The organism is Lactococcus nasutitermitis, from assembly GCF_018403765.1.
Lineage (GTDB): Bacteria > Bacillota > Bacilli > Lactobacillales > Streptococcaceae > Lactococcus > Lactococcus nasutitermitis.
Window position 1 is genome coordinate 185,183 of the sequence record NZ_BOVQ01000003.1, and the last position, 19,873, is coordinate 205,055.

The window sequence follows — 19,873 nt, forward strand, 5'->3', positions numbered from 1 at the left end:
TCTAAAAATTTTTTTGATAGGGTACAAACTTACAACTCCGTTATAAGTTCACCCTGTCCGAGAAGGCTGAGAATAAATTCTCTAGCCCCTACGGCAATTCTGTCAAAAAATTTTTTCCCTCATTATCAAAATGCCTTAGAAATATAAAGGCTCAGCCCATATTGTTTATCATATTGCAAAAGTAAATTTCCAAAATATCTAATTTTCTCAGCATTCTCTAATAAATCTTGCGCATTGTAACCCGACAATCTAATAAATTTATCATTTTCAAAACGGTCTGTCAGCGCAGACAAACTCTCAATTCTCTCAAAATCATCTGAAAACTGCGCAGGTTTCATGAGAATTTGTTCATCTTCTATCCACAACGCATAATCTGGGAAAATCTGCGAAATCTCCGCCAACAGTTCCATCGTGATTTTCAATGGAAACTCACTGAAAATAATCGCTTCCTCTTGCGCATTTCGATAGCAAAAACCAAAAGATTTCCCAGACAAATTCAAACGAATAAACCGAAAATTCTCTGTTCCAATTTTTCCCTCAAGATGAAAATTTGGCTGCTCCTGAAACAAATTTAAAGCCTTTGACAACTCAAAATAATAATCCGTCGCATCTTTTGCTGAACGTTTTTGATAAAGCTCCGCAAAATAAGCGTTGAGTACACTTGCTGGCGGAGTAACAAGAAGTCGTTTTTCGACATCATTTTCTAAGTTTTCTAAGCGATTATTTAGAAAAATCTTATCTTGCTCCATAAATCCACCATATTTCAAAGCCAAATCCAACCAATTTTCATTTGCCATTTTTTATTCTTACCTCTAATATTTTTTTCATAGATTTCTTAGTAAGTTCTGATAAACTCCACTTACTTTATCCCTTTATTATATCATGCTTTGCCACAAAAATCTGCCTTGTTAATGCTCAGATTTTTTTGAACAAAACTGCCATAGGGGCTAGAGAATTTATTCTCTCCCTGTTTCCCCTAAAAAATCCCTCACCAACTCAAAAATCTTCTCCCGAAAATTTTCCTCCTGCACATCAAAGAAATCAACAGCCATCCGATTTTTAAACCAAGTCAGCTGCCGTTTCGCATAGCGCCGAGAATTTCGTTTGACTAGCTCGACCGCTTCATCCAGCAAAATCTCCCCAGAAAAATACGGAAAAAGTTCCTTATATCCAATTCCTTTTGTAGCCTGCACTTCAGGAAAATTCTCATAAAGCCCACGTGCCTCATCTAACAAACCAGCCGTCATCATCATTTCCACGCGCTTATCAATTCGCGCATACAAATCCGCGCGCGCCATACTCAAACCAATCAAACAAAATTCAAACTCAGAATCTTTATTTTCCTCATCACTTCCAAAATGTTCAATTTCCAAAGCCCGCATCGCGCGTCGTCTATTCATCTCCACAACCGTCAATCCAGCACTTTGAACCCTCTCAAACAATTCCTCATCAGACAAAAGTGATAATTCCGCACGCAACTTCATCATTGCCTCGTGATTTTCTTGCCCACCAAGATGATAACCCTCTATCAAAGCCTGAATATAAAGCCCCGTTCCACCAACAATAATCGGAACTTTCCCAACCTCCAATATTTCTCTTATTAAAAAATTTGCCTCTTTCACAAAATCAAACACTGAAAATTTTTCCGTCAATTCACGCACATCAATCAAATGATGCACCGCAAGCGCGCGTTCCTCCTCAGTCGCCTTTGCCGTCCCAATATTCAAGCCACGATAAACTTGCTGTGAATCTCCAGAAATAATTTCCCCAGAAAATTCCCGTGCCAGCTCAATTCCCAGCGCCGTTTTTCCCACAGCCGTCGGTCCAACAACAACTAAAACTTTATTTTTTACCATTATTTTCTCATTTTCTCTAAAATTGTATTATAATTATATCATAAAGAGTTTTAACAAAAAATAGACTGTTATAGACAGCTAAAAAAAGGAGCTTCATATGAGAAAACCATTTCTTGTTGGTGCCATCGTTGGCACTCTTACCACACTTACTGCATTGGCTTCCACAGCACTCTACATTCAAAAAGCAATCATTGAACCCATCGAGCGTAAAGAAGAGTTCATTGACCTCAACCGCAAAAAAGCGGCAAGAAAACGCATCACTCACTAAAAAAGAGCCAATCGGCTCTTTTTATTTATAGAAAATCAAAGTTTATCTTTCTTCTTCCTCTTCGTTTTCAACAATCTGCAAACGTCGCTCATGAATAGAAAGATTGCGCACATCCGACATCACCAAAGGTACTCTTTCCGTCGTCACTTCTGAAAATTGCAGACCAAACCAACGTATTGGTGAAGCAGTAAATCTCTTAATACTTGCTTTTGTCCGTAGCACAAATCGGTCAAAACTATTCATTTGACGTGCATTGACCATTTTTTCCTCCAGAACAACAAAACGAAAATCTCCTACCTTTCGTCCCGGAGTGATACTATAAGGCTGGTGTTGCTTAGGCAAACGCCCTGAACTCATCAAATCCGTCACAATCGTCCGCAAATAACGTGGCACCTCCTGCCTCATCCTAAATCCAAGATAAATCACAACACGAACAATATAATCCGTCCCCATCATATCCACTTTATATTCAGAAGTATAAGGTTCATCTGTAACTTTCACATTTACAAACCAATAAACCTGCGCTCTCTTTGGCTGCTTATCCAAAATCGAATACAAAATCGACCTATCAATAAATTCATGATCCATCCGACTTGTCAAATACACCAAATTCGTCTGATACAAATCATAACTCGTATCATCACGCAATTTCTTCAACTGTCCTTTATAATCATTAAGGTTTAAAGCCTTGATATATTTTGCAAGAATAGTATGACTATGATGCCAAATAAACATCACAAATATAATCGCCAAAGCAATTATCACCACAACATAACCACCATGAATAAACTTCACAGCAGAAGCCACAAAGAACATTCCCTCAATAAGCACAAAGAAAGTCATGATAAAACGAGCAAAAATAGGTTTCACACCTCGCTGTATCAAATAATAAGACAGCAAAATTGTAGTCATCAGCATTGTCACCGTAATCGCCAAACCATAAGCCGCTTCCATATGTGCCGAAGTTCGGAAATACAAAACAATACAACTCGTTGTCGCCCACAAAGCCAGATTAACCGCTGGAATATAAAGTTGTCCCAAAGTCTGACCAGGATAATAAATCCTCAGCATAGGCAACAGTTTCAAACGAATAGCCTCAGAAACCAAAGTAAACGAACCAGAAATCAAAGATTGTGAAGCGATAATCGCCGCCAAAGTCGCTAAAATAACCGCATAAACCATCACAGGAGTTGGCAATATCGCAAAGAAAGGATTTAAATCTCCCAAATCGCCACCACGATGCGCAATCAACCAAGCACCTTGCCCACAATAAGACAAGACAATGCAAACTTTAACAAAAGGCCAGCTCACATGAATATTTCCTTTTCCCACGTGTCCAAGGTCAGAATACAAAGCCTCAGCACCAGTTGTCGCAAGGAAAACCGAACCTAGTACAAAAATTCCCGCCTTATTTTCAGGGCTTAGCAATAAATGAATTGCATAATAAGGATTGATTGCTCTAAAAATAGAAAGATTAGAAAAAGCATTCAATAATCCACTCACACCAAGGAAAGCAAACCAGAGAAACATCACAGGTCCAAAGATTTTTCCAACAAATCCTGTCCCAAAACGCTGAATTAAAAACAAAATAGCCAGAATTATCAAGGTTGTTACTACTACAGCATCTTGATTAGAATAAATACCAGCAAGACTTGGTACACCACGAAGTCCCTCAATCGCAGAAGTCACAGTGACCGCAGGAGTTAAAGCACCATCAGACAAAAGTGTTGCACCACCAATCATTGCAGGGATAATCAACCATTTCGCCATTCGCCGAACCAGCGTAAACAAAGAAAATATCCCACCTTCATGATGATTGTCCGCATTCAAAGCAATCGCAACATATTTTACCGTTGTAATCATCGTTAATGTCCAAAAAATCAATGAAACAGCACCTAAAATAAAATCTTCCGAAATATGTTGCAAGCCACCTTGCCCCTCAACAATAGACTGCATCGTATAAAGTGGACTTGTCCCAATATCTCCATAGACAATCCCCAAGGCAATAATAAAACCAGCCTTTGTAGCCTTATTAAACGACCGCTGATGTGCCGCTTGTCCCATTTCAAATCCCTCAACTTTCATTAAGCATGAATAAGTAATTAATAGCAATTAAAATCATTGTTTTTATCGCCATCGTCAAGATAAAATCATTATAACAGAAAAAATAAAAAGAAACTTTATAAATCGTTTTCAAAATAAAAAAAGCAACTTTGTAATTGCTTTTTCATTTCATATATAAATAAGTACATTTATCTATTTTAGTAACCAATCCAAAGTTACAACTCCCAAATCACTGAGCTGTACACAATAATCAAGAGTTGGAATAAACATATTATTTTCCCAATAGGATACAATGTCACTTGAAATTGGTGGTTGCAAATTTTTAGCAAGTTCTTCTTGAGAAAGATAAGCTCTTTCCCTAATCCCACGAATTTTCTTACCCAGGTTTACAGGAGGTTGAGAACTTTCAAAATTTGCACGAAGATATTCCGTCAATTTTTCTTCATCAAAGCTAAGCTCATCTTCTCTTTCCTTATCGTTATTAACGATTATTTCCGTGAGTTTTGCTATTTTATCAACTTCTGTTTTAGTTTGTGTCTCTACTTCCACTGCTACTTCTAGTTCAACTTCTTCATCTTCGATATGTTCAAGCGCCTGCCAAATATCTTCTATCAAGCGAGTATCTGGAACTTTACGAGAAAAGAGGAAGTCTGAAAGATTGACACTATCCATTTGCAATTTTTTTGCAAGTTCCGCTGTTGTTACACGTTTTTCTTTCATTTTGCTTCTAATACTTCGCAATGTTGCAAGTCGCTCATCTTTTTTAATTTCTGCTGCCATTTAAACACTTCCATTCTAAAATATTATAGTTCGTTGAATTCCTTACCTGTACTGCTTGAAAAACAGCACAGAAAAATCATAATAATGATTTCTTTAAAGCCAAATCTTGTTAGTACCAGCATGAAATATCCACAAATACTTTACATTATTCAAACATTTTAATAATATATGTTTAAAAAATATCAGAAATAACGTTTTAATAATATTGTATTTAACATTTAAAGTGTTTGTATGTTACAATATAATTATCCCGATTATATTTTAATATACAAATTCTTTATTTGAGTTGTGACACAACGTATTTCAATGCACCTCTTTATTGTATTATATAGAATACATTTTGTCAATAATTCTTATATGTATTTCGATAGGAGAAATTATGACATTTTATGACCGATTAAAAACGCTTGTGGTAGAATCCAAGAAATCCTTTAATCAAGTGGAGCGAGAGCTCAATTATCCGCGAAATGCGCTGGCAAATTATCGCCTCGGAAAGCAGCCAAGTGCAAGACGACTTTCTGAATTAGCCGATTATTTTAACGTTTCTAATGAATATTTATTAGAAAAGAGTGATAACCGCGACCATAAACAAATTCAGACACTTTTTAATAAGTTAAGTCCTAAACGTAAAACAGAGGTTCTTGATTTTATTCAAAAACAATTAGAATCTCAAACTGCGGCAGAAACAAGCTACACGACAGTTACCGTCACAAGCTATCTTTACCGTGGAGATTTTATCTGGCAACAAGAACGCTTAGATAAAAAATTCGATGTACCTAGCAATCTAATTCCTGAGTCTTTCGATAGTGTTATAGAGCCTATCGGTGCTTCCTTTTTTGATGCAAACGAAGAAGATCTGATGTTCATGAAATATGAAACAAGTCAAGTCAATCTGAATGCTATTGCTGGCTTTAGTATCGGTAAAAACTTTTTCGTGAAAACCACCACACTTGATGGTAAATTACTCTATGTTGGACAAGAAAATTCTGAGTTTAATCATTACTTAGAAGAAAGTCATATGACAATGAATGATTTCATTCACGAAGATATCGTAGGAATCTATCATCCTGCGAAACGTTCTTGGGAAAAATAATTTATTTAATAGAAAAAACTCTGATAATTATCAGAGTTTTTTTCTATTCTTTTACTCAAGTTCTACTATTTTTGTCTGCTTGCTCATCTCTTCAAGTCATTGATAAAAATGTTGATAATCGTTGACATAAGATAAGCAATCAAGCCAATGCCTCGGAAATAAAAAACTTTGACTCTTAAATCAAAGTTTTTTATTTTAAAAATTAAGATCAGTCTTCTGTGTACCAGTCGTAATGGAAGCTGCCTGATTTATCGGTGCGTTCGTATGTGTGTGCGCCGAAGTGCGACTTGAGCTTGTTGCTTTAGCAACTTAGCGAAATCGACAGCATAGTCCGTTAGGACGGAGACCGAACTTGGTTCGGCGAGGCGCTATACTTTTAGTCTTCTGTGTACCAGTCGTAATGGAAGCTGCCTGATTTATCAGTACGTTCGTATGTGTGTGCGCCGAAGTAGTCACGTTGTGCTTGAATCAAGTTTGCTGGAAGGCTTTCTGAGCGGTAGCTATCATAGTAAGCGATGGCTGAGCTGAATGTTGGAGCTGGAATTCCTTCTTTTACTGAGAGGGCAACAACTTCACGGACTGATTCTTGATATTTTTTCGTGATTTCTACAAAGTAGTCGTCAAGGAGAAGATTTTCAAGTTCTGGGTTAGTTGTGTAAGCATCTGTGATTTTTTGGAGGAATTGTGCGCGGATGATACATCCTGCACGCCAGATGCTTGCTATAGTTGCAAATGGTAAGTTCCAGTCGTTTTCAGTAGATGCTTTGCGAAGTTGTGCGAAGCCTTGTGCGTAACTCATGATTTTTGAGAAGTAAAGAGCTTGACGGATTTTTTCGATGATTTCTTTTTTGTCGCCATCAAAAGCTACTGTTGGGCCTGCGAGAACTTTGCTGGCTTTGACACGTTCATCTTTATAAGTTGAGATATAACGTGCAAAAACTGACTCAGTAATCAATGGGAGTGGAACACCGAGGTCAAGTGCAGATTGTGATGTCCATTTTCCTGTGCCTTTATTTCCGGCTTTATCAAGGATTTTATCAACGATATAGCCGTCTGTGCCTTCATCATCTTTACGTTTCAAGACTTCTTTTGTGATTTCGATAAGGTAGCTGTCAAGTTCGCCTTCGTTCCATTCTTCAAAAATGCTTTGAATTTCAGCATTGTCAAGTCCGAGAACGCGTTTTAGGAGGTCGTAACTTTCAGCGATAAGTTGCATATCGCCATATTCGATACCGTTGTGAACCATTTTTACAAAATGTCCAGCACCGTTTGGTCCCATGTAAGCAACACATGGTGCGCCATCTTGTGGCGCTTTGGCTGCGATTTGTTCAAAAATTGGAGCAACGAGGTCGTAAGCTTCTTTTTGTCCGCCAGGCATCATTGATGGACCGAGGAGAGCACCTTTTTCCCCACCTGAAACTCCTGTACCAATGAAGTTGATACCTGAATCTGCAAGTTCTGCATTACGGCGCATTGTATCTGGGAAGTGTGTATTTCCGCCATCAATGAGGATATCGCCTTTATCAAGCAATGGGAGAAGTTGTTGGATAACAGCATCTGTTCCTTTTCCAGCTTGTACCATAAGCATGATACGGCGAGGTTTTTCGATGGTTGCGACAAATTCTTCAAGAGTTTTTGTCAATACTAAGTTTTTATCTGGATGTTCAGCGATGACTTCTTCTGTTTTTGATGTCGTACGGTTGTAGAGAGCTACTGTATAGCCACGACTTTCAACGTTAAGGGCAAGATTTTTCCCCATAACTGCCATGCCGACAACACCAAAGTTTGCTTGTTTTGTCATTGGTTTTTCCTTCTATGATTTTCATTAAAAAAATCATAGACCTTTCTTAATATTTGTTTATAGAAATATTATACCGCAAATTTCTTGCAAATACTTAAAGAAAGCATGAAAATATTTTTCAGTTTTCCTCATACTTGATGAAATTTTGGTAAATAAATAGGATTTCTTTTGAAATCCTATTTATTGTTTATTCTTCGCCAGATAATTCTTTGGCTTTGTCTGCAAGTTTATCTGCTTCTTTTGAAAGTTCGTCAAAGTTGAAATCTTCTGTTTTTTCTTTGATTTCATCTTGTATGTCACTTACTTTTTCGGTGATTTCGTCGGAAATTTCACTTTCATCTTCATCGAAAAGTTCTTCTGGGTCTGATTTTACAGTGTTGATTTTATCAACTATTGCATCACGTGTGCTATTGAAAAAATCAATCACGCTGTCTTTTGAGAGTTCGCCTGAATCTACTTTTTGCTTGATTTCATCGCGTTTTGATGTGAGATATTCTTTGGCTTTGTCGGCAGAAATTTCACCTGAATCAAATTTTTCTTTGATGTCGTTGAATTTATTTACTGAAAAGTCAACGGCTGTATCGCGCCAATCATTGAGTGTATCTTGAGGATTTTCTTTGAAATCATCATAAGCACGTCCAGCATCTTCGCGGAGTTCGCTTCCTTTTTTGGGTGCTAAAAATAGTGCTGCTGCTGCTCCTACAAGAGCGCCAAATAGAAATCCTGATTTTTTATCCATTATTTTCCTCCTGAGTTTTTACTTTCTTTTTGTCTGATTTTTCTTTGTCTTTTCTAACAAAGAATTTTTTTGCTGTTTTTGCTGCTAAAACTGCTGATGTTGCTGCATTTCCACGTTTTGGACGATTAAGACGTGCAACGAGTTTTCGTGTTGAGGTATTAACATCTGAAATGCTTTCTGAAAGGTCGGCAACCGCTGTAAAGAGCGGGTCAATCGTTGCGACTTTTCCATTGACATCATCAAGTAGTGTGTTTGCTTTCGCTAGAATGCCGTCTGCTTGATGTAATAAAACGTCCACATCACTTGAGACGACTTTTACTGTTTGGTTGGCTTCGCCTATGATTTTTGAAACCTTGTACAGTACGACTACTAGGAAAATAACTAGAACTGCAAAGGCTATGGCGATGATTAGTAATGCAATGTTTCCCACATGAACCTCCTTTTTATCTTTTTCGCCTTTGAAAGCGATTAGATTTGTTTTTATTATAGCAAATTTTTGAGAATTTTCATAGTATTACTTGTTTTAAAAGAAAAAATCATTATTTGCATAATGATTTTTTTGTTTAATTATATTTTTTTACTCGGCGGATGATGATAAATAAAATTCCTGTTAATACTAGAAGGGCTGAAAACCACTGTGAGACACGAGCAGGGCCTAACATGAGGCTGTCTGTGCGCATTCCTTCGACAAAGAAACGCAAGGTGCCGTACCAAATGAGGTAGAAGGCAAATATTTCGCCACGTTTTAAGAAGGTCAAGCGATGACGTAAAAGAATGATGAGCAGGAAGCAGAGAAAATCGCCTGTACTTTCAAAGAGGAATGTTGGCAAGCGGTAAGCGCCGTCAATGAACATCTGCTGCTGTATAAAATGTGGAAGCCAATCGAGGTTGCTGACTGCTTTTCCGTAGGCTTCTTGATTGACAAAATTGCCCCAGCGCCCGAAAGCCTGAGCGAGCGCTACTCCTGGAATAGTGATATCTAATAGGTCAAGAGGATTTATCATTCGATAATGGCAAAAAATGAAAAGGACGATTGCACCTGCTATCAATGAGCCGTAAATCGCTCCTCCACCATCCCACATGGCAATAATCTGACTTGGATGCTGGCTGTAATAGCTCCACTCAAAAGCGACGTAATAAGTTCGCGCGCCGACGATGCCGACGGGAAAAGCAATCAGTATGAAGTCAATGACATCATCGACTGTCATTTTTCGTCGAGGAGCTTCTTTACAAGCAAGCCAGACGGCGAGGGCTGCACCTGTCACAATGAGAATGGCATACCAGTGAATTTCTAGTGGACCGAGTTTTAGAGCAATTTTGCTGAGGGCAAGAAATGGAAGTTGTATAGTCATATTTTTTGTTTTTCTGAGTTTTTGACAGTTCTGCCGAAGGGGCTAGGCGTTTTAATGCCAACCTTCTCGGACAGGAGGCACCCATATCGTAGATGTGAGTTTGTCTCCTGTCAAAAATTATTTTTCTGTTTTTTGCGTTTTGACAGTTCTGTCAAAAATTTTATTCGTCTTCGCTGTTTTTTTCGATAAGATTTGTCAGGCGGTCTTCAAATGTTTTTGTGGCATCGTAGCCCATTTGTTTGGCACGAAAATTCATGACAGCTGCTTCGATGATAACAGAGACATTTCGCCCTGTTTTTACTGGAATGCGGAATTGGGGCAGGCTAACATTGTCCAAGATAATCTCGTCACTTCCGTTTCCAAGTCTGTCATATTCTTTGTCGTTGTCATAATTTTCCAGATAAATCGCCATGTCAATGTCCGTGAAATCACGGACAGCTCCTGCGCCAAAGAGGTTCATGACATCAATAATTCCAACACCACGAATCTCAATCATATTGCGCAAAATCTCGGCAGGTTCGCCAGAAAGTGTAAAAGCGTCGCGTTGAAAAATCTCTACGCGGTCGTCTGCAACCAGTCGATGTCCGCGTTTAATGAGTTCAAGACCTGTTTCAGATTTACCGATACCGCTCATTCCCTGTAAAAGGACACCAACACCAAAAATATCCATCAAAACGCCGTGTACAGAAATGCGCTCGGCAAGTTTTTCGTCCAAAAATGTTGTCAAAATAGAATTCAGTCGGCTCGTTGCTTCGCGTGACTGTAAAATCACGATATCTTGCTTCTTAGCCGCGGCAATCATTTCACTGGGAATTTCCAGACTTCGCGCCACAATCACAAGTGGCGTAACGTCTGTCATAACTTTTTTGAGCAAATCATAGCGATTATTTTCGACATTGTCCATCATGTAAGACCATTCTTTCATGCCGAAAAGTTGAATCCGTTCTGGTGTGAAATAGTTAAAATAGCCTGCCATTTCAAGACCGGGACGCATGATTTCAGATGTTGTGACTTCCTTTTTTAACGCTGTTGGCGTTGAATAAATCACATTAAATTGTATCTTATCAATTAAATCTTGAACTGTAACTTTCATAAGTTCACCTCATTTAAAAAATTTTTATTCTGATAATGCAAAATTTTTTTGACAGAAAATCGCTAAGCGTCTAGTCTTTTTGATAGTTCTGTCAAAAAATATATCAACTAATATACTTGGTAATTTTGTCAATCGTGTAAGAAATTACCAAACGGCGTACCAGAAGCACTCCGAAAATCATAGCAAAAAACCATGAAGCTCTGATAACTGAGAATGAAAAAGCCCAAGCTTCTGCTACTGTCCATAAAAGAAAAGTAAAAAATTGTTGTTTTGGCATACTTACATTATAACAGTTTTCTGTGCAGACAGATAGAATTTTTACGTTTACTGACAATTCTGTCAAAATTTCTGAGAATTTTTCATCATTTTCTCATCTCATTTATAAAAAATTTACGCTAAAACGAAATATCGTCACTTTTGCAAATGTGATATAATAAAATCATGAAAAAAATCACTGAGCTTGCCAAGTCTGAAGCTTTCAAATATCTCATTTTTGGTGTTTTAACCACACTTGTTTATTACGTTTTTTTAAATATAATCATGCTTCTCATGACCGGAAATGCTTATTCTGCTCCTGTTTCTGAGGCTGTTGCTCAACTTATAAGTATCATCTTTGCTTTTTACACCAATAAAAAATGGGTATTTGAACATGAAAGTAATCATGCTTTTCTTGATTTTCTCAACTTTTCGGCTGGTCGTCTCGTCTTTATGGCACTCGCTATCCTCCTGAAATGGTGGTTTGGCACCGTTCATCCCGAAATTCTCACACATTTACTTCATACAAATTTCAAGGTAGCAATGAATATTTTCTCACTTTTTCTGCAAGTAGTAAATATCATCCTCAATTATTTTTATTCTAAATTCATCGTTTTCCGAAAAAGTAAAACTCCAGCTCAATAAGCTAGAGTTTTTTTAATCTTGTTTGCGTATATCTTTGATAAATTCGACCAATTCGCCACGACGTGTTTCAAATTGTCCGACACGTATTCGCTGATAAGTTGCATTTAAAATTGCTCCGATAATTAGCACGCGCGCAATGAAGATAAACCAAATCATCAGTGCAAAAATGACCAATGAACCGATTAATTTCAAGTCATGGAGCTGATTTAAGGCAAAATTTACATATTTCGCAACCAGATTTGTCAAGAAAACCAATACAAAAGTTGAAAAAATAGTTCCTGGCATAGTATAACGCAATTTACGAATACGCACATTTGGCAAAATAAAATACAACAACATCAAACTCAGAAAAGTTGCCAAACCAACCGCTGGCAAAGTCATGCTATGTAGAGTTCGATAAAGCCCGTCATTAAAATCAAAAATCCTATGCACATGTTCCAAAATAACCTGTCCAAAAGTTGATAAGGCAATCGAAAAATAAAGAAAGAGAAAAATCGCCAAGCCAGAAATCAATCCAATCACTCGACTCACGATAAAATCACGATGTTTATTGACTTCATAAGCCTTATTCATCGCCATTTGCAAGGAAGATAAAGCACGTGAAAATGTCCATAAACCAGCAATAATCGAAATCCACAGCAAACTTGTATTTGGATTAGACAATATATTGCGGATAACTGGCGCAAGTCCATCATAAAGCTGTTCAGGGAAATTTTCATTCAAAAAATGCAAAATCGTCGTGACATTGATATGAAAAAATGGCAAAGCATTACCAACAATCAAAAGTACAGGAAAAAGAGACAGCAAAAGATAGTATGCCACCGCAATGGACGACAAACTCATCTCTGAACTTTTGAAAAATGAAAGAAATGTACTGAATAAATCTCCAAGGATTTTTAAAAGTTTTTTCATGCTGCCTCTTTATTTGTAAGAAGTTTTTTTCTTTTTAGTAAGTGCGTTCTTCGCCTTGTGAAGTCAAAATCACTGGCCCATCTTTAGTAATCACGAATTGATGTTCATATTGACATGAAAGTCCGCCATCTCGTGTACGAATTGTCCAGCCGTCACCATCATAATCTGTTTTTACTTCCCAAGTGCCTGTCGAAATCATTGGTTCAATCGTCAAAACCATGCCTTCACGTAAACGCAATCCACGTCCAGCACGTCCATAGTGAGGAACAAGAGGTTCTTCGTGCATTGTAGGTCCAACGCCATGTCCAACTAAATCCCGTACAACACCATAACCACGACTTTCAGCATATTCTTGGATAGCTGCGCCAATATCACCTAAACGATTGCCAACTTTTGCTTGTTCAATGCCAAGATAAAGACATTCACGTGTGACATCCATGAGATTTTTTACTTCATCAGAAGGCGTACCAACTGCATAAGCCCAGCAAGAGTCCGCAATACCACCAGAAAATGCTTCCATATGTTTTTTCATTTCTGGAACATTATCAAAATCAAGTTTTGAAACATCAAGTGAGCCATCTTCAACCAAACCCAGCACCATATCTACCTTGATAAGGTCGCCGTCTTTTAAGATATAATGACGTGGAAAAGCATGAGCGACTTCGTCATTGAGTGAGCAACACGTCGCATAAGGAAAATCTGTCATTTCTCCATCAACACCGATTTGTAAAGGGAGAACATTTTTTTCTTTACAGACTTTACGGACATATTCCTCGATTGCCCACATATCCAATCCTGGTTTTATCATATCACGTAGGTGAATATGGATATCAGCAAGCACATTACCTGCTCTATCCATCTGCTCCACTTCACGCTGAGATTTTAAAGTTATCATTTTACTACTTCTTTCATCTAAAAATATTTACTCTCTTATTTTACCACAAAATCGCTCTGAATTGCATTTATACTTGAATTTGTTCATTTTCGATAGGCGGGAATGAGAACTTCATCTACAAAATTTACGATATGTTCGTCTGTGATATTTTGTCCGCCAAGCATGATAAAATAACGCATCATTTGAAAAGGTAAAAGTTTTGCACTTTGTCCAATATCACTTCTCGCTTCGCCACGTTCTTCAGCGTGCGCGAGGATACGTTCCATAATAATCAGATTATTTGTTGTGATATTGAGAATAGCATCATCAAGAACATCTTTTCCTTGAGATTGTTCAAAAAAGATATAAGGGAGGAAATTTTTGGGATAAAGTGTGAAATGTCCGCTCATATAACGCAACGTCGTCAACAAATCCTCTCGCAAACTTCCTGTATTAAAGCTTTGGTCTATAACGGCGCCATTCCATTTTTCGCTTTGAACTACTTTATGACGCGCGGCTTCAAAGGTCAACTCAAACGTATTCTTCCAATAGCGATAAAGAACACTGCGCGTTGTATGTGCTTTTCGCGCAACATTTTGAAAAGTGACGGCTTCATAACCTTCTTTTTCAAGTAGCTCAACTGTTGCATCATAAATTGCATTTTTTAGTTCGTCTCCACGTCTTCTTTGTGCCATTTTTTTCTCCTGTACAAAAACATTTTGTCTCTTATTTATCATTATATCATACTTTAAATGGATTTACTAAAAACATTTTAGATACAAAACGTATTTTATTCTTGACAAAATGTTTTTTGAAGTTTATAATAGTTTTTGTACTTAAGATACAAAACGTATCTAAAATGATTTTATGAATGAAAGAAGAAAAAAATGGCTAAAAAAGAAAAAGCGCCAAAGGAAAAACTTCCAAAAGAGTTGACGCGCAATGCTTGGGTACTTGTGATTGGTGCGATTGCGCCAATGCTCGACTCGACAATGGTCAATATTGCGATTAACAAATTGCAAACAGATTTGCATACGTCGCTCAACATGATTCAGTGGGCGATTACAGGTTATGTACTTGCTCTTGCGGTGGCTGTGCCGATTTGCGGTTATCTGGTCAATCATATTGACGGAAAAAAAGTCTTGCAATGGGCGATTGCTGCTTTTGGAATTTTCAGTTTTCTATCTGGTCTTGCTTGGAATATTGAGAGTTTCATTGCTTTTCGGGCAATACAAGGATTTTCGGCAGGTTTTATCACGCTGCTCATGACAACACTTCTCATGCAAATCACGCCGCGCGATAAACTGGGACAGTTGATGGCTGTTGTTTCTACACCGATTATTCTTGGTCCTATCATTGGCCCTGTGCTTGGTGGTGCGATTGTTTCTGGAGCAAACTGGCACTGGATTTTTTATGTGAATATTCCTGTTTGTATCATTGCCGTTTTTCTTAATCATTTTTATCTTGATTCTTTCAAGCCTTTTACTCCTCAATCAAAGCTTGACTGGTTCGGGACAATTCTCCTTGCCGGTGGTTCGATTGGGCTGATTTATGGAATGATGAAGGGTTCTGAAAATGCGAAACATTTTTTCAACGCTCAAATGGTGACATTCGTTGGTCTTGGGCTTCTCCTCTTTGTGATTTATGGGATTTACAATCACTTGCGTCATGATAATACGGTGCTGCCACTGCGTTTCTTCAAGTCAAAAAATTTCACTGCAGCAAATGTGGGAATTTTCCTTGCTGGGATTGCTTCAAATGGTCCGATGCTTTTATTGCCACTTTTCTTTCAAAATACAAAGGGATTTACGGCGGTTGAAGCCGGACTAATGCTTATTCCGCAAGGTTTGGGAATGCTGATTGCACGTCCAATTATTGGAAAACTGATTGACCGAATTGGCGCGCGTCCCGTTGTCTTGGTGAGTCTTGTGATTTCATTGCTTGGAACTGTTCCTTTCATCTTTGTTCAAACAAATACAAATTTGATTTGGCTGGCTGCCGTACTCTTTGTCCGCGGAATTGGTGTGGGCGGACTTCAAATGCCAATGATGACTGATATTTTTATCGGTTTGGATAAAAAAGATATTCCTAGCGCTTCTGTGGGACAACGAATTGTCCAAAATGTGGGTTCAAGTTTTGGTTCTGCCGTCGTTTCTGCGGTTGTGACTGCGGTTATTCTTTCACAAAATCTGACGACGAAAGTTTCTGCACACGTGACACACGCAACGGCCGTACTGAAAGCTCATGCAGCAGCTACTCATACGGCACCAACTGCTTCTGCGATTGCCAATATCAAGACGAATGCCGCAAGCTATGGTCATCATTTGTTAGTCGGCGCACAGTTAAATGGCTATCAAACGGCTTTCTTGGTGAGTTGCGTTGTTCTTGTGATTATCGCTATTCCTGCGCTGTTTTTGTCAAGTAAAAAAGCAAAATAAGCTTTGTAATTTACCTTTTTGGAAAATCTTGATATAATTTAATATAGAAATAAATATCGAAAAGGGAATAAAATAATGGCTTTAGCAAAAATTGTATATGCAAGTATGACTGGAAATACCGAGGCATGTGCCGATATCGTAGCTGACAAGCTCGAAGAATTGGGCTGGGATGTGGATTTGGACGAATGTTCGTCTGTTGATGCGGAGGATTTTGCGGATGCTGATCTTTGTATCGTCGGAACTTACACTTATGGCGACGGCGAATTGCCTGATGAAATCGTTGATTTTTACGAGGATTTGGCGGATATTGACTTATCTGGCAAGACTTACGGTTGCTTTGGTTCTGGCGATACTTTCTATGATGATTTCTGTATTTGTGTGGATATGTTTGAAGCTCAGTTTGAAAAAACGGGTGCGACAAAAGGTGCTGAGCTGGTTCGCGTTGATTTGGCTCCTGAGGATGAAGATGAAGCACATTTGGAAGCTTTCGCTGAAGCTTTGTCTGCTCATTTTGACCTTTAATTTTTATGATAATGAAAAAAACTTGTCTGTGGACAAGTTTTTTTATTTTTGACAGTTCTGCCGTAGGGACCAGCCTTCTTGGACAGAATGAACTGATAGCAACGCTGTCAGTTTGTACCCTGTCAAAAATTATTTGGATAAATTTAAGAGAAATTTTTTTGACAAGTCTGTCAAAAATTATTTTTCGTCAAAAAGTTCGACTTTGCTGTCAAAATACTGTTCCATGAAATGAGTTTGGCGGATAATTTCTTCTTTGGTGAAATTTTCATCTGCTGTGGTCAGTACCCATTTGTCTTCGTTGTCGTCTTTGCGGCGAATAATCGCAATGAGCTTGCCTGTGAATTTGCTCAGCGGAACTTGATTTTCAGGGAGATTTGAGAGGATATAAACGTCCTGCTCCTCGCCGTCGCCCGCGATGATGTCCGGAATGTAGCCGTAATTGATCGGATAAGTCGTGCCGTGATGCACCGTGCCTATCGGGCGATCGATGGTTGCGGTGAAGTTAATGGTGAGTTTTCCCATATTTTTTCCTTTTAACAGCTTTGCGTGATTTCTTTTGTCGTCTCCAAAAAACGTAAACTTTGCTCAATTTCTTTTCTTTTTTGGATGAGTTCCGTTTCTTGTCTGGCAAGGAGTTTGAGACGTTCTTTGCGCGTTTCTTCGCCTTTTTGTTTGAGGTCAGAAAAATGTCTGATATCGGCGAGTTTCATGCCTGTTTTTTTCATATTGTCAATAAATTTCAGCCAATCAATATCTGTGTCGTCAAATTCTCGGTAGTGGTTGGCTTTTGGCTTGCTTTCTAAAAGTCCCATCTGCTCATAGTAGCGGATAGTGGCGGTGCTCAAGCCTGTTTTTCTGGCGATTTCTGATATTTTATACATGACTTCCAATCTTTTTGCTTGCCTTCAAGTTTACTTTAAAGTTTATACTTGATTATAGCACAAAGGAGGTGTCATGTCACATTTATTTTTACGGACGCAGATTAGTTTTGTCATCACGACAGCGATTATCTCGTTTTCACTGTTTTTTATCAACTTGGATATCGTCAAGCTCGGTTTCGCCGTCTTTCCTTGGCTTTTGTGGTTGCGTTCTTGGGGAATTGTTTATCTGCTCCTGTTCGTGTTATCTCGCGTGATTCCAGCTTTTGTCAATCAGATTTTTAGAAAATTTGGAGGAAAATAATGTTTAAAAAAGGTGAAAAAGTTGCGCATACAGCTTTCTCTGGTACAGCATTTTATATGTCCGTTTTGGATGAAAATGCAGTTGCAATGGTTGAAGAGCTGACTTTTCCTGTTGATTCACGGACGAATTGGCACAGTAATCCTTGTGGTCAGACGATTTTGGTCACGCAAGGTGAGATGATTTATCAGGCAGAAAATGAACCAGCAAAGTTGCTAGGTGCTGGCGATGTGATTGTCGTCAGCCCAAATGTTCGGCACTGGCACGGCGCTATTTCTGAGGAAAATTGCTGTTTGCTCGTGACTTACAAGAGTGCAAATGAAGCGCTGGTCACTTTTGACAGTTCTGTCAGTGACGATAATTTCAAAAATGCAATTATGGAGGCAAAAAATGACAAGAAAATTGACTGAGGGAAAGCTTTATCATGCTGATTTTGACAGATTTAGCACATGGACAGCGCTGGCTGCGCTACTTGTTCCTGCTGATTTTGAATTGGCTGAGGTTCAAGATGAGATTTTCCAAAATGGTGCGGCGGTCATTCGCTTGCGTTATACTCGAAATGGCGAAAATATTGAGTTGAATGGTAAGAAAATAACAGTCGCTGGTACGAAATACAAATGTTTCATGCCGTCAAGTGGCGCTTACGCGTGGGTCATTTTTGGTAAAGAAAAAAACGCAATTATTTTTGAACGCGAGATTGAATGGAGCAACGGTCGCACGACTGAAAAATGGCTTCATGACACTTATTTGGATACCGGGAAGCTTGATTTTATACCTGTCAGACGTCGTTAAATGAGAATAAACCTGTCAATAATTTTGACAGCTTTATTTATTTTTTTGACAGAACTGTCAAAAATTATTATAGGCTGAAAGCCGGAGAAGTCGAAAAAATTGAACTTACAGAAATTCAATGTACTACGATTTCACAATGAAAACATCAAAATTTCCGCTGCCACCGCGACGTTGCCTTTTTGTCATTCGCTTTAGCGGATAGACAAAACGGACAACGTAGTTTCGTAGAAACGGAGAAGTCGAAAAAGACGAACTTACAGAAATTCCATGTACACTGATTTCACAATGAAAACATCAAAATTCCAGCTGCCACCGCGACGTTGAGAGATTCGGCTTGTCCGGGCATTTCGATATGAACGAGCGTGTCCGCCTGCTCCAGCGCTAATTCACTGACGCCATTTCCCTCATTGCCCATGACGAGCGCAAATCTGGGATTTTTGACAGACTTGTAAGAGACTGATTTTGTTGACAAGGTCGTCGTCAAGATAGGAATGCTCGCTGTTTTCAAGCTGTCAAAAAGTTCTCGCTCAGCAATTTTAATCACTGGCAGATGAAAATGGCTGCCCTGCATACTGCGCACGACTTTCGGACTGTAAATGTCGGCGGTGTCACCGACAACAAAAACCGCCGAAAATCCCGCAGCATCAGCTGTTCGCACCATTGTGCCAACATTTCCAGGATCTTGTACATTTTCCAAAACAAGAAACTTATCTCCTGCAAAATCTGCTGTATCAGATGATTTCGCAACTTCTGCGATAATGCCCTGCGGCGTTTCCGCATCAGACAAACTTTTAAGCACATCATCTGTCACAACAATCAACTCCGCGTCTTGTAAATTGTCAGAAACTCTATCAACTTTATCGGCACTGACAAACACCGAAATCAGCCGTGCACCCGTTTTGACAGCTTCGTCAAAAAGATGAAATCCCTCAATCAGATAAGACTGTTGCCGATATTTTTTTGTCAGCAATTTTCGTGCCTCTTTAACTTTTTTATTTTCGCGCGAACTAATAATTTCCATGAAAAATTTCCCTTTCGGATGCTGTTTTTGTTATAATTATTATAACATATTTGCTAAAGCGACAATCACTCGATTTAGCAAATACTAATGAGGTATCTAGGAAGTCCACCATGGTAGCTTTCGTCTGAGCGTTGGTGCTTTGCCTTTTGCTCTTGGTGCTTCACAGCACCTAAGCAAACGGACATTTGT

Annotated in this window: 24 protein-coding genes; 8 read left to right on the forward strand and 16 right to left on the reverse strand. The window is 38.6% G+C overall.

Annotated elements, in window-relative coordinates:
• Positions 1-125: 125 nt before the first annotated feature.
• Together KJS36_RS03585 and miaA are read right to left on the reverse strand one after the other, a co-directional pair.
• Complete coding sequence (locus tag KJS36_RS03585) at positions 126-797, reverse strand: hypothetical protein (protein WP_213534412.1); 672 nt, start codon at positions 795-797, stop codon at positions 126-128.
• A gap of 159 nt (positions 798-956) precedes the next feature.
• The gene (miaA, locus tag KJS36_RS03590) at positions 957-1,856 is read right to left on the reverse strand and encodes a tRNA (adenosine(37)-N6)-dimethylallyltransferase MiaA (RefSeq protein ID WP_213534413.1); all 900 of its coding nucleotides are present in this window, start codon (positions 1,854-1,856) and stop codon (positions 957-959) included.
• Between the two features lie 97 nt (positions 1,857-1,953).
• On the opposite strand from miaA, the gene KJS36_RS03595 reads away from it, so the two are divergent.
• Positions 1,954-2,124: a DUF3042 family protein gene (locus KJS36_RS03595; protein ID WP_213534415.1), complete on the forward strand. Its 171-nt coding sequence runs from the start codon at positions 1,954-1,956 to the stop codon at positions 2,122-2,124.
• Between the two features lie 42 nt (positions 2,125-2,166).
• Here KJS36_RS03595 and KJS36_RS03600 read toward each other — a convergent pair whose 3' ends face one another.
• Together KJS36_RS03600 and KJS36_RS03605 are read right to left on the reverse strand one after the other, a co-directional pair.
• Entirely contained in the window at positions 2,167-4,188 is a 2,022-nt protein-coding gene (locus tag KJS36_RS03600; RefSeq protein ID WP_213534719.1) for a KUP/HAK/KT family potassium transporter, read from the reverse strand.
• Between the two features lie 192 nt (positions 4,189-4,380).
• Positions 4,381-4,968 carry a helix-turn-helix domain-containing protein gene (locus tag KJS36_RS03605; RefSeq protein WP_213534417.1) on the reverse strand — a complete coding sequence of 196 codons (588 nt, stop codon included), beginning with the start codon at positions 4,966-4,968 and terminating at the stop codon, positions 4,381-4,383.
• A gap of 379 nt (positions 4,969-5,347) precedes the next feature.
• Between KJS36_RS03605 and KJS36_RS10790 the strand changes: the two genes are divergently transcribed.
• A complete protein-coding gene (locus tag KJS36_RS10790) occupies positions 5,348-6,061 on the forward strand; it encodes a helix-turn-helix domain-containing protein (RefSeq protein WP_244842609.1) in 714 nt (237 codons plus the stop codon).
• 376 nt (positions 6,062-6,437) lie between these two features.
• Here the strand turns inward: KJS36_RS10790 and gnd are convergent, their stop codons facing one another.
• From gnd to KJS36_RS03645, 6 genes are all read right to left on the reverse strand, one after another.
• The gene (gnd, locus tag KJS36_RS03620; protein WP_213534419.1) at positions 6,438-7,862 is read right to left on the reverse strand and encodes an NADP-dependent phosphogluconate dehydrogenase; all 1,425 of its coding nucleotides are present in this window, start codon (positions 7,860-7,862) and stop codon (positions 6,438-6,440) included.
• 187 nt (positions 7,863-8,049) lie between these two features.
• Positions 8,050-8,601 (reverse strand): YtxH domain-containing protein, encoded by a 552-nt coding sequence (locus KJS36_RS03625; protein WP_213534421.1) that lies wholly within the window; start codon positions 8,599-8,601, stop codon positions 8,050-8,052.
• Positions 8,594-9,031, reverse strand: a complete 438-nt coding sequence (locus KJS36_RS03630) for a DUF948 domain-containing protein (protein WP_213534423.1) — start codon at positions 9,029-9,031, stop codon at positions 8,594-8,596. The genes KJS36_RS03625 and KJS36_RS03630 overlap by 8 nt, the downstream gene beginning before the upstream one ends.
• Before the next feature lie 133 nt (positions 9,032-9,164).
• Entirely contained in the window at positions 9,165-9,953 is a 789-nt protein-coding gene (gene lgt, locus KJS36_RS03635; RefSeq protein WP_213534426.1) for a prolipoprotein diacylglyceryl transferase, read from the reverse strand.
• A gap of 160 nt (positions 9,954-10,113) precedes the next feature.
• Positions 10,114-11,046: an HPr(Ser) kinase/phosphatase gene (gene hprK, locus KJS36_RS03640; protein WP_213534428.1), complete on the reverse strand. Its 933-nt coding sequence runs from the start codon at positions 11,044-11,046 to the stop codon at positions 10,114-10,116.
• 103 nt (positions 11,047-11,149) lie between these two features.
• Positions 11,150-11,323, reverse strand: a complete 174-nt coding sequence (locus KJS36_RS03645) for a DUF3272 family protein (RefSeq protein WP_213534430.1) — start codon at positions 11,321-11,323, stop codon at positions 11,150-11,152.
• A 164-nt stretch (positions 11,324-11,487) separates the two neighbouring features.
• On the opposite strand from KJS36_RS03645, the gene KJS36_RS03650 reads away from it, so the two are divergent.
• Entirely contained in the window at positions 11,488-11,946 is a 459-nt protein-coding gene (locus tag KJS36_RS03650) for a GtrA family protein (RefSeq protein ID WP_213534432.1), read from the forward strand.
• Positions 11,947-11,958: 12 nt separating this feature from the next.
• Here the strand turns inward: KJS36_RS03650 and KJS36_RS03655 are convergent, their stop codons facing one another.
• The 3 genes from KJS36_RS03655 to KJS36_RS03665 form a co-directional block, all read right to left on the reverse strand.
• Positions 11,959-12,858 (reverse strand): YihY/virulence factor BrkB family protein, encoded by a 900-nt coding sequence (locus tag KJS36_RS03655; RefSeq protein ID WP_213534434.1) that lies wholly within the window; start codon positions 12,856-12,858, stop codon positions 11,959-11,961.
• A 34-nt stretch (positions 12,859-12,892) separates the two neighbouring features.
• Positions 12,893-13,753, reverse strand: coding sequence for a methionyl aminopeptidase (locus KJS36_RS03660; RefSeq protein ID WP_213534436.1), 861 nt, complete (start codon positions 13,751-13,753; stop codon positions 12,893-12,895).
• Positions 13,754-13,836: 83 nt separating this feature from the next.
• A complete protein-coding gene (locus tag KJS36_RS03665) occupies positions 13,837-14,427 on the reverse strand; it encodes a TetR/AcrR family transcriptional regulator (protein WP_244842611.1) in 591 nt (196 codons plus the stop codon).
• A 192-nt stretch (positions 14,428-14,619) separates the two neighbouring features.
• On the opposite strand from KJS36_RS03665, the gene KJS36_RS03670 reads away from it, so the two are divergent.
• Positions 14,620-16,170, forward strand: coding sequence for an MDR family MFS transporter (locus KJS36_RS03670; RefSeq protein WP_213534441.1), 1,551 nt, complete (start codon positions 14,620-14,622; stop codon positions 16,168-16,170).
• A gap of 75 nt (positions 16,171-16,245) precedes the next feature.
• A complete protein-coding gene (locus KJS36_RS03675; protein ID WP_213534443.1) occupies positions 16,246-16,692 on the forward strand; it encodes a flavodoxin in 447 nt (148 codons plus the stop codon).
• A gap of 177 nt (positions 16,693-16,869) precedes the next feature.
• On the opposite strand, the gene KJS36_RS03680 is transcribed toward KJS36_RS03675, so the two are convergent.
• Together KJS36_RS03680 and KJS36_RS03685 are read right to left on the reverse strand one after the other, a co-directional pair.
• Positions 16,870-17,214, reverse strand: coding sequence for an inorganic diphosphatase (locus KJS36_RS03680; protein ID WP_213534445.1), 345 nt, complete (start codon positions 17,212-17,214; stop codon positions 16,870-16,872).
• A gap of 11 nt (positions 17,215-17,225) precedes the next feature.
• Positions 17,226-17,573 (reverse strand): MerR family transcriptional regulator, encoded by a 348-nt coding sequence (locus tag KJS36_RS03685; protein ID WP_213534447.1) that lies wholly within the window; start codon positions 17,571-17,573, stop codon positions 17,226-17,228.
• A 73-nt stretch (positions 17,574-17,646) separates the two neighbouring features.
• Here KJS36_RS03685 and KJS36_RS03690 point away from each other — a divergent pair, with 73 nt between their 5' ends.
• The 3 genes from KJS36_RS03690 to KJS36_RS03700 are packed head-to-tail and all read left to right on the forward strand — an operon-like array spanning position 17,647 to position 18,663.
• Entirely contained in the window at positions 17,647-17,874 is a 228-nt protein-coding gene (locus KJS36_RS03690) for a hypothetical protein (RefSeq protein WP_213534449.1), read from the forward strand.
• Positions 17,874-18,281 (forward strand): cupin domain-containing protein, encoded by a 408-nt coding sequence (locus KJS36_RS03695; RefSeq protein ID WP_213534451.1) that lies wholly within the window; start codon positions 17,874-17,876, stop codon positions 18,279-18,281. Before KJS36_RS03690 ends, KJS36_RS03695 begins: the two co-directional genes overlap by 1 nt.
• Positions 18,262-18,663 (forward strand): hypothetical protein, encoded by a 402-nt coding sequence (locus KJS36_RS03700; RefSeq protein WP_213534453.1) that lies wholly within the window; start codon positions 18,262-18,264, stop codon positions 18,661-18,663. Before KJS36_RS03695 ends, KJS36_RS03700 begins: the two co-directional genes overlap by 20 nt.
• A gap of 280 nt (positions 18,664-18,943) precedes the next feature.
• Here KJS36_RS03700 and KJS36_RS03705 read toward each other — a convergent pair whose 3' ends face one another.
• A complete protein-coding gene (locus tag KJS36_RS03705; RefSeq protein WP_213534455.1) occupies positions 18,944-19,684 on the reverse strand; it encodes a TrmH family RNA methyltransferase in 741 nt (246 codons plus the stop codon).
• Between the last annotated feature and the right edge of the window lie 189 nt (positions 19,685-19,873).

Bases quoted from the DNA above. Each gene is read 5' to 3' on its own strand.
- KJS36_RS03625 (WP_213534421.1), bottom strand. From the start codon at position 8,601: ATGGATAAAAAATCAGGATTTCTATTTGGCGCTCTTGTAGGAGCAGCA.
- gnd (WP_213534419.1), bottom strand. From the start codon at position 7,862: ATGACAAAACAAGCAAACTTTGGTGTTGTCGGCATGGCAGTTATGGGG.
- KJS36_RS03690 (WP_213534449.1), top strand. From the start codon at position 17,647: ATGTCACATTTATTTTTACGGACGCAGATTAGTTTTGTCATCACGACA.
- KJS36_RS03675 (WP_213534443.1), top strand. From the start codon at position 16,246: ATGGCTTTAGCAAAAATTGTATATGCAAGTATGACTGGAAATACCGAG.
- KJS36_RS03705 (WP_213534455.1), bottom strand. From the start codon at position 19,684: ATGGAAATTATTAGTTCGCGCGAAAATAAAAAAGTTAAAGAGGCACGA.
- lgt (WP_213534426.1), bottom strand. From the start codon at position 9,953: ATGACTATACAACTTCCATTTCTTGCCCTCAGCAAAATTGCTCTAAAA.
- KJS36_RS03650 (WP_213534432.1), top strand. From the start codon at position 11,488: ATGAAAAAAATCACTGAGCTTGCCAAGTCTGAAGCTTTCAAATATCTC.
- KJS36_RS03600 (WP_213534719.1), bottom strand. From the start codon at position 4,188: ATGGGACAAGCGGCACATCAGCGGTCGTTTAATAAGGCTACAAAGGCT.
- KJS36_RS03645 (WP_213534430.1), bottom strand. From the start codon at position 11,323: ATGCCAAAACAACAATTTTTTACTTTTCTTTTATGGACAGTAGCAGAA.
- KJS36_RS03700 (WP_213534453.1), top strand. From the start codon at position 18,262: ATGACAAGAAAATTGACTGAGGGAAAGCTTTATCATGCTGATTTTGAC.
- KJS36_RS03660 (WP_213534436.1), bottom strand. From the start codon at position 13,753: ATGATAACTTTAAAATCTCAGCGTGAAGTGGAGCAGATGGATAGAGCA.
- KJS36_RS10790 (WP_244842609.1), top strand. From the start codon at position 5,348: ATGACATTTTATGACCGATTAAAAACGCTTGTGGTAGAATCCAAGAAA.
- KJS36_RS03685 (WP_213534447.1), bottom strand. From the start codon at position 17,573: ATGTATAAAATATCAGAAATCGCCAGAAAAACAGGCTTGAGCACCGCC.
- KJS36_RS03655 (WP_213534434.1), bottom strand. From the start codon at position 12,858: ATGAAAAAACTTTTAAAAATCCTTGGAGATTTATTCAGTACATTTCTT.
- KJS36_RS03665 (WP_244842611.1), bottom strand. From the start codon at position 14,427: ATGGCACAAAGAAGACGTGGAGACGAACTAAAAAATGCAATTTATGAT.
- hprK (WP_213534428.1), bottom strand. From the start codon at position 11,046: ATGAAAGTTACAGTTCAAGATTTAATTGATAAGATACAATTTAATGTG.
- KJS36_RS03585 (WP_213534412.1), bottom strand. From the start codon at position 797: ATGGCAAATGAAAATTGGTTGGATTTGGCTTTGAAATATGGTGGATTT.
- KJS36_RS03680 (WP_213534445.1), bottom strand. From the start codon at position 17,214: ATGGGAAAACTCACCATTAACTTCACCGCAACCATCGATCGCCCGATA.
- KJS36_RS03695 (WP_213534451.1), top strand. From the start codon at position 17,874: ATGTTTAAAAAAGGTGAAAAAGTTGCGCATACAGCTTTCTCTGGTACA.
- miaA (WP_213534413.1), bottom strand. From the start codon at position 1,856: ATGGTAAAAAATAAAGTTTTAGTTGTTGTTGGACCGACGGCTGTGGGA.
- KJS36_RS03595 (WP_213534415.1), top strand. From the start codon at position 1,954: ATGAGAAAACCATTTCTTGTTGGTGCCATCGTTGGCACTCTTACCACA.
- KJS36_RS03670 (WP_213534441.1), top strand. From the start codon at position 14,620: ATGGCTAAAAAAGAAAAAGCGCCAAAGGAAAAACTTCCAAAAGAGTTG.
- KJS36_RS03605 (WP_213534417.1), bottom strand. From the start codon at position 4,968: ATGGCAGCAGAAATTAAAAAAGATGAGCGACTTGCAACATTGCGAAGT.